The organism is Undibacterium sp. Di27W, assembly GCF_049340345.1.
Classification (GTDB): Bacteria; Pseudomonadota; Gammaproteobacteria; order Burkholderiales; family Burkholderiaceae_D; genus Undibacterium.
Map to the genome: position 1 here is coordinate 1 of NZ_JBMPOS010000040.1, position 7852 is coordinate 7852.

Consider the following 7852-nt stretch of genomic DNA (forward strand, 5'->3'; position numbering starts at 1 on the left):
CTTGCGCCAATACAAGTTTCACCGCTTCTTCCCGCAGTTCCGGGGTATATCTTTTTTTCTGTTTCATTATTTCTCCTGATCGTTTATTTTAACAAACAGGAATGTCCGAAAAAGCCAGGATACATCATCCTAACGGTAAAGTAGCCACCTCTATGTATTAAAATGATTTATCCTTTTTCAAACAAAGATGGTTGACTCGGATTAACCGCTGAAAACTATCGATGCCTCAAAGGTTTGTCGCAGATTACAGTCGAAGTTCACTCACCGATCGCAGGCTATAGTATGAGAGTCAAGTTGCACTGCATTGAAATAGCAAATTTGAGGGTAAAACCAGTTTTTTTTGCGTCGCCTGTTGGCGTACTCCTGAGGAATGCCGGGACTGGAAAAAGATGAAAGACTTATGTTAGCCAAAGGTGCATTTGTGTTTTTATTTTTAGTCATTTATTTCGTTCGATGGCGGTAATCTATTTGAGATTGCGGCGAAACTACTCAAATTTATTTATATGATGCACTTCTATACGATGTTGTCTGGAGAATCTTTAGACAGGTTTCTTTGTTGTGTAGTCACTGCCCATATATTGCGTTGTGTAGACAGCAAAACTGCACTTCTTGCCTAATGAACTCCTGCACTGGACGGCGCAGATCCTAATGATTGGAGGATAAGGTGACACGTCGCGCCCCACCACGATATCGTCTTTATGCGCAAACAACAAGGCATCGAGTTCGGGTCGCAAGCTATCCAGCAACTCTTCGGGCAATAAACCTGCACTTGCGCTTTGTAACCGCACTGATTGTAGCAATCGCGCAACAGCATGGATAACAACTGTTAAATTAAGATTTAACCAAAAGGGATTGTGAGGCCTTTGTTATGAAACTTGGCAATCATCGTTGAGCCTCGTATAGATAGACCTTTTAATGATTGGTGGTTTCTTTTTCCTCCTATCCAGGGCTACTTCAACGTATAACATTCTGATCTGCCTTTCTTCATCAACATGACGATTTTCTTGCATCTTGCAGCGAATCCGCTAAAACGTAAAAGTACGTTGGCCCAATATAGAATGCGTGACGTTATTGACCCAAATCATCCAGCTTCGCAACTTTTAGCGAGGCCTATGCGTTACTAATTTATCAAGGGAACTAAAGATGCTAATGCTTCGACGCCTCAAACTTTCGCGACGGCTCGCTGTCTTGATTGCCTTGTTTTCGCTAGGTTTCCTGTTTTATGGGATTTGGTCTTTCCGCACCCTGAGCGAGCTCAAGGTTAATGGCCCCGTCTATGAGCGCATCGTCAAAGGTAAGGATTTGGTCGCCGATATCCTTCCCCCACCCGAATATATAATCGAATCTTATTTGGTCGCGTTGCAGATGGCCGAAACCGAGGACAAAGCGATGCAGGGTACACTGGCAGAACGCTTGAAAGCACTCAAAATTGATTACGATACCCGGCACGATTATTGGAGTAAGGCCGACCTGGATAGCGGCACCGCAGACTTGTTGTTGAAACAAGCACATGAACCAGCACAGGCATTTTACAACATCGCTTTCAATGAATTCGTGCCGGCCTTGCAAAGCCAGAATAAGGAAGCGGCCACCGTGGCGATGGAAAAGATGAAGCAGCGATACGAGGTGCACCGCAAACAGATTGATCTAGTGGTCGCGATCGCGACCAAGCAAGGCTACGCCGACGAAGTTCAGGCAAAAGACCTCATCCAGTCCGCTACGTGGACATTGCTTAGTATACTTGTGGTCTCGCTGGGCATCGGAATTGTTGGCGCGGCATTGATTACTCGTACCATCACCGGACCATTGAAAGAGGCAGTCTGCGTGTCCCAAGTAGTGGCTTCGGGGGACCTGACAGCACAAATCGCCACTCATTTTCAGGACGAGCCAGGGCAATTGCTAGCCGCGCTAAAGGATATGAACGTAAGCTTGGCTCAGACAGTAGGTCAAGTGAGGGGTAGCACCGAAGCGATTACAACGGCTTCTAAGCAGATTGCGGCCGGCAATCTAGATTTGTCGTCACGCACTGAGGAGCAAGCCAGCTCGCTAGAAGAAACAGCGTCAGCCATGGAAGAACTGACCTCCGCAGTCAAACAAAATGCCGACAATGCTCGGCAGGCGAACCAGTTGGTAGTTTCCACTTCAGAAGTTGCGATTCAGGGAGGGCAAATGGTCGACAATGTGATCAACACGATGGGCTTGATCAAGGAGAGTTCACGAAAAATCGTTGGCATCATTTCTGTGATCGACAGCATCGCATTCCAAACCAATATACTTGCCTTGAACGCGGCAGTGGAAGCGGCCCGTGCCGGTGAACAGGGGCGCGGCTTTGCCCTAGTGGCTAGCGAGGTCCGCAACCTGGCTCAGCGCAGCGCTAGCGCGGCTAAGGAGATTAAGGAGTTAATTGGCGATTCCGTCGAAAAAGTCGACGCCGGTAGCAAACAAGTCGATGAAGCTGGAGCGACAATGAGCAAAATTCTCGCCTCGGTCAAGCAAGTGGCCGACTTAATGGGCGAAATCGCAGCGGCCAGTCACGAACAAAGTGCTGGCATAGAACAGGTGAACCTAGCCATCACGCAAATGGATCATGTGACGCAACAAAATGCGGCGCTCGTCGAAGAAGCTGCCGCCGCTGCCGCCAGCATGCAGGAGCAGGCGGCTACCCTCATGCGGGAGGTCAGTGTCTTTAAGCTCGAAGATGACACGAGACCGACCGTCAAGAGGGTCCAGACGGTTTCGACTTTGCAGGCAGCTAAGCTGGCACAGCAGACAAAGTCTTCATCGGCAAAGCAAACGGTTATAACTCAACAGCTTCCACGGTCAGTGGTGGCAGAACCAAAGTTCTCCGCTGGCAGTAAAGCGCGCATACCGGAGACGGACCAGCCTGATTGGGAGGAGTTCTAGGATTATTCGATGCGCTTGCTGGCGCACTATGCTATCTGGCCCCGACATTGCAAGACACTGCTCATACTCAATTACAACGACTGTTATTCAAAGGGGAAAGCAAAATGAGAAATATTCTATGGATTGTCATGGCTGCCAGTACCTTCACCTGTTTCCAAGCGCAAGCCGACGAGACCAAACCAGATAATGAAGTAAGTCTCAATATCGGAGTGGCCAGCGAATACCGTTATCGCGGTATTTCGCAATCGAGGTTAAACCCGGCTCTGCAGGGTGGCGCAGATTACACACATAACCCTAGCGGTTTTTATGTCGGTACCTGGCTCTCTTCAATCAAATGGGTCAAGGATGCGGGCGGTAGCGGCGAAGTGGAATGGGATATCTACGGCGGCAAGAAAGGTGAAATTATTAAAGACGTGAGCTATGACGTCGGTGTGCTCAGCTATGTCTATCCTTCCAACGGCCTTAACAAGGTTCCCGGCTTTGTCGATGCAAACACCACGGAAATTTACGCCCAACTTGGCTACGGCCAGACTTACATTAAATATTCGCACTCGGTCACAAACCTGTTCGGCTTTGTTGCCTCCAAGAACAGCTGCTACCTTGACATAGGCAGCAGCTTCGACATCGCTGAAGGTTATGCTCTGGGCCTACATATTGGCCACCAAAGGATCAGCAGTAATTCGTCTTATGGCTACACCGATTGGAAGGTAGGGGTAAACAAGGAACTTTTTGGTGTCAGCTTGAACCTCGCTGCGATTGGCACAAATGCCAACGACAAACTATATGTGACGCCGGCAAACAAGTTCACCGGCAAGACAGCCCTAGTACTGACGGCGATGAAAACCTTCTAGCGCGTCGGCATGTTGAATGTGTCAGTCCCAATAGGGGTACTGCCTTTCCAGTGCAACTAGGCGCACCAGTGGCAACATAGAAACAGACCACAATGTTTATACCTGATTTCTTTGGTAACTATAAAGTTTGGAAGGACGGCGAACTATGTATGCTGAAGTCAACTGGAAGCTGGTACCTAAGCGTGCTATGTGGTGGGCAGTAAACGCGAATGGCCAAGCCAATTGGTACCTAGAACCGGATATCAAGCCCAATACTTACTTTTGGTTTCCAGAGCTTGTGTCGCCACGAGCTTTGGTTTCGTTGGGATCTGGTGGAAAAGTTTGACGCAACGCCCATATGTTGCCAATTGAAAATTGGCACACCTTCTTTATTTTTGTAATTTAAATGATATTTTTCTAGCGAAAAATAACTTTCATTGTCAGTGAAAGAAACATTTCGCGTGCACAGTGTATTCAATTTTTTAACATTATTTTGCTTATACAATTGGACACATTCGATACAACTGTCGTGTAAACGTCCCTGATGTTTCGTGCGTTGATAAAGACATGGCCAAAGGTCATGGAAATAATAAAATTAACGTAAATTCAGGGAGAATTACTATGTCGAAATTCAAAAATATTAGCAAATCCTTTGTTCTGATTGCCATCCTTGGCACCGCGGTTGTGAGTAGCTATGCCGATACCACTTGGCAAAAAAATCATCCTCGCCGCGAACAAGTCAATGGTAGGGCAGAAAACCAAGGCGACCGCCTCCAGAAGGAAGTTAAGAGCGGTGACATGAGTAAAGCGAAAGCAGCCCGTCTACAAAGGCAAGATAAACAAATCAAACAAGAAGAGCAGGACATGGCAGCAAAGAATGGTGGTCACATCACGAAGCAAGAGCAGAAGACATTGAATCAGCAAGAAAATGCGGTAAACAAAAAAATAGGTACTTAAAATCGAATGGTCTATTTTAGACAGATCGATCACTTCTAAATCAATTTTGGAATGTGGTCGATTTGTTATAAATTGCAGTCAAGTGAGAGGGTAAAAAACACCGTAGCGAGTTAAGTTAAGAGTGAGATATTAATATTAATGCAAACTTGGGCAGATTTTCTTACCCCCCTTTTTTTGGGTAAAAGGATTGAAGGTCCTTGTGGCGGTGATTACATTCCGCCCCGGACCACCAAGAATAAACAATAAATAAAATAAAAATGGTTACGCGCTCCGGCATATAACCATTTTTGTTTTGCGCTTCACTTTTGATCTCTATGTAACCGCTTTATAACCCAATTCGATCAATGTAAAGCCTCTCAAGGCAAGCCTCAAGCTGACTAAAGTCCATAGGTAGTTTGCACAATTCCCATCAGAGCAAACATATTATTTAATCCGCCGTACGACGCGTAGAAGCCTTGACACCTTTCGCACCATGCATCAAGCTAAACAGCAGGCTAGGGAGTACAACCCAATAATCACTGACTGTGGGAGTGGAATGAAGCGCGATGACATTGCATATGCAGACTTAGTTGCTGGTATTTGAGCTTCCCTCGGTAATTAATTCATCATCAGATGAATTTCATGCAGCCATACGCCCTTGAGTTCAGCATGAATGGCACGAAAAATTGCCCGCATCTGTACGTCCGTTAAGCGCTTTCTGCCAGGAATTGCACCTCGTTGCCAGGCGCGATGACCACTTACACTGACTTCAAATACAGAGCACATCTCTGCCAAAGAATAGGTTTTGCTGTTGCCAGCTATCCATGCATTCTTCACAGAACATCTTTTCGCGAAGTTTGCCGCCGCCTTTTTTATGATTTCATTCTCCCGCTTGAGCCTGGCTACTTCTGCTCTTAATCGGGATAGCTCCATGGCTTCAGGTGTAACGACTTTCTTGCCAGCCTCTTTAAGGTTACCTTCAGATGCGGCCTTGATTGATCCAGTTGCGCAGCGTTTGGTCGCTTAACCCTAGCTCCTTGACGACCACAGAGATGGCTTCACCGTCTGATACACGTTTTACGTCACCTTTGGGGAACTAAATTTCAGGGGAAGCTCACTTTTCTCCTTCACTGAATTTTAAACCCTCAGTAAGGGATACGTTTTTTGCGGGCAAGCTCAGGTGCAAATTTCTTTGGTCAAGTTCGTATCCAAGAAGGGATAGGTTAGTCTATTAAGATATCCAAGAGTTGGGATGCCATTCAGTATCACTAGTATCACAAGCGTTCATATCAATGCTTGACAATCAATGATTGCGACCAAATGAAAAAGGAGCTGTATTTAGCCAACAACCTGCTGGCATAGCTGTTAACGCCGCCCGCTTAGTCAAAAATCCATTGCACATTATCCTCAGGATTTGAGTGACTGAGGTAACACTCGGCGCACCTCGCACTAATCCAACCAAGTCAATCTTGAATTTCTGCGTATAGCCTGCCTGTTTGTTTTGTGACATGCTTCCTTCCTTGACTGAATTTTAAACCCTCAGTAAGCGATGCGTTATTTAGGGGAATGCTCACTATTGGGCGCAGTTAGGCCGAGCGGCTATTACGTTAAATCGGAAATATTTATTCATTTCAATAACCTAAAGGATTAAAAAATGATGACCCTGCCTAAATTTACGCGTACGCGCCCCCGCCTCATGTCGGCAATTGTATTGGGCCTTAGCCTTGTAATATTTGTGCCATTGCATATGAATCCTGTCACTCGCATCCTTATAGGGTGGAATGTAACCGTTTGGTCTTATCTATGCTTTATGGGATGGCTGATGGTGCACGCAAGCCATGCAAGAATCCGCACCATTGCTGCCAAAGAACATCAAGGTGCCATCGCCGTGCTCGCTATTATGTCGTTAGCCTCAATGGCGAGTCTCGCTGCCATTATTCTGGAGCTTTCTATCCTTAAAAACCTCTCGTTTTGGCACAAGTTGTTACATTACCTTCTTACTGGCTTTACAGTATTGGGATCTTGGTGCTTAGTAGCTATTTTATTTACATTTCATTACGCGCTCGTTTTTTACAAATCTACGCCAACGCAACGTCCGTTACGATTTCCAGACGATGAACAAAACCCTGATTACTGGGATTTCATGTATTTTTCATTTACCATCGCGGTGGCTGCTCAAACTTCGGATGTATCCGTGTTAACGCGTTCAATGCGAAAGACAGTAATGGGACAATCAGTTCTAAGTTTCTTGTTTAACGTAGCAATAATTGGATTAACTATCAATATAGCTGCCAGCCTGGTCAATACTTAAGTCTTAGTTTTTGCCGTATTTTTTTATTTTGTCTTGTCGATTTATTCTCTATATGTTTGCTACGAAATACGAAATCCATCTTGACGGATTAACGCATAAACGCTTTTTTTTCAGGTGGACATCCATGTCATTAACAATTAAATGCGCTAAATGGAGTTTTAGGACTATTTCAATTAAAGCAGGTGAATATAACCGTCAAAAGGGAGGTCTGCTTACTGCACAGTCCACCTGTTCTTGTAGGCACTCATGGAAAGCGATAACGATCAAAAGTTCGTTTGATGGAAGGACATTTCGTAGAGAGCCATTTAAGTCTTAAAATCCGGTGCTGCAATTGTGCATTGGAATGGGTAGTGCTTCGCCAGGATTACATCAATTTATAGAGCTGAGCTGCAAAATATTTTTTGCTTGATCTCAACAGCGGGATTACTTCCAAGTGGTCCGCTCGTTAGCTGCATGTACCGGACTAATGTGACCAATAAATCCATTGAAGTCTGACCAGCCATTCTGTTAAACACTGACCAGTTCGCGAGCGCCAGCGAAAATTAACGAATATGAGCCACTTTGATATCGCACAGATAGATGTTTTCGTTTGCTAGCTGAATTGACCCTGTGAGCCTGTAAATAAAAGTGTGTAAGTAATTCTGGCCAATGAACCTCCTATAATGAGGAATTGCCAAAATGACGACAAACGCCATGGAAAGAAGCAAACTGCAGGCGCTGGCCAAAGAGTTGGCGAAAGACATCAAGACCGAAGCTGATTTGAATGCGTTCTCCCGTGAGCTGCTCAAGCTCACGGTGGAAACAGCGCTCAATGCAGAACTGACCGAGCACCTCGGCTACGAGAGGCATCAGGACAGCACGCCAGGCAAGG

General features: G+C 45.8%; 5 protein-coding genes and 1 pseudogene. 5 read left to right on the forward strand and 1 reads right to left on the reverse strand.

Features of this window, described 5'->3' with window-relative positions:
- The first annotated feature begins 1143 nt into the window (after positions 1–1143).
- The 3 genes from ACO0LF_RS30805 (at position 1144) to ACO0LF_RS30815 (ending at position 4691) form a co-directional block, all read left to right on the forward strand.
- Entirely contained in the window at positions 1144–2904 is a 1761-nt protein-coding gene (locus ACO0LF_RS30805) for a methyl-accepting chemotaxis protein (RefSeq protein WP_423021145.1), read from the forward strand.
- Between the two features lie 104 nt (positions 2905–3008).
- Entirely contained in the window at positions 3009–3755 is a 747-nt protein-coding gene (locus ACO0LF_RS30810; protein ID WP_423021147.1) for a TorF family putative porin, read from the forward strand.
- Positions 3756–4355: 600 nt separating this feature from the next.
- On the forward strand, positions 4356–4691 hold the full coding sequence (locus tag ACO0LF_RS30815) for a hypothetical protein (protein WP_423021153.1): 336 nt from the start codon (positions 4356–4358) through the stop codon (positions 4689–4691).
- 597 nt (positions 4692–5288) lie between these two features.
- Here ACO0LF_RS30815 and ACO0LF_RS30820 read toward each other — a convergent pair.
- Positions 5289–5603: a hypothetical protein gene (locus ACO0LF_RS30820; protein WP_423021149.1), complete on the reverse strand. Its 315-nt coding sequence runs from the start codon at positions 5601–5603 to the stop codon at positions 5289–5291.
- Positions 5604–6324: 721 nt separating this feature from the next.
- On the opposite strand from ACO0LF_RS30820, the gene ACO0LF_RS30825 reads away from it, so the two are divergent.
- Positions 6325–6981 carry a DUF1345 domain-containing protein gene (locus tag ACO0LF_RS30825; RefSeq protein WP_423021151.1) on the forward strand — a complete coding sequence of 219 codons (657 nt, stop codon included), beginning with the start codon at positions 6325–6327 and terminating at the stop codon, positions 6979–6981.
- 693 nt (positions 6982–7674) lie between these two features.
- A pseudogene (locus ACO0LF_RS30830) lies at positions 7675–7852 on the forward strand (IS256 family transposase); the annotation flags it as partial.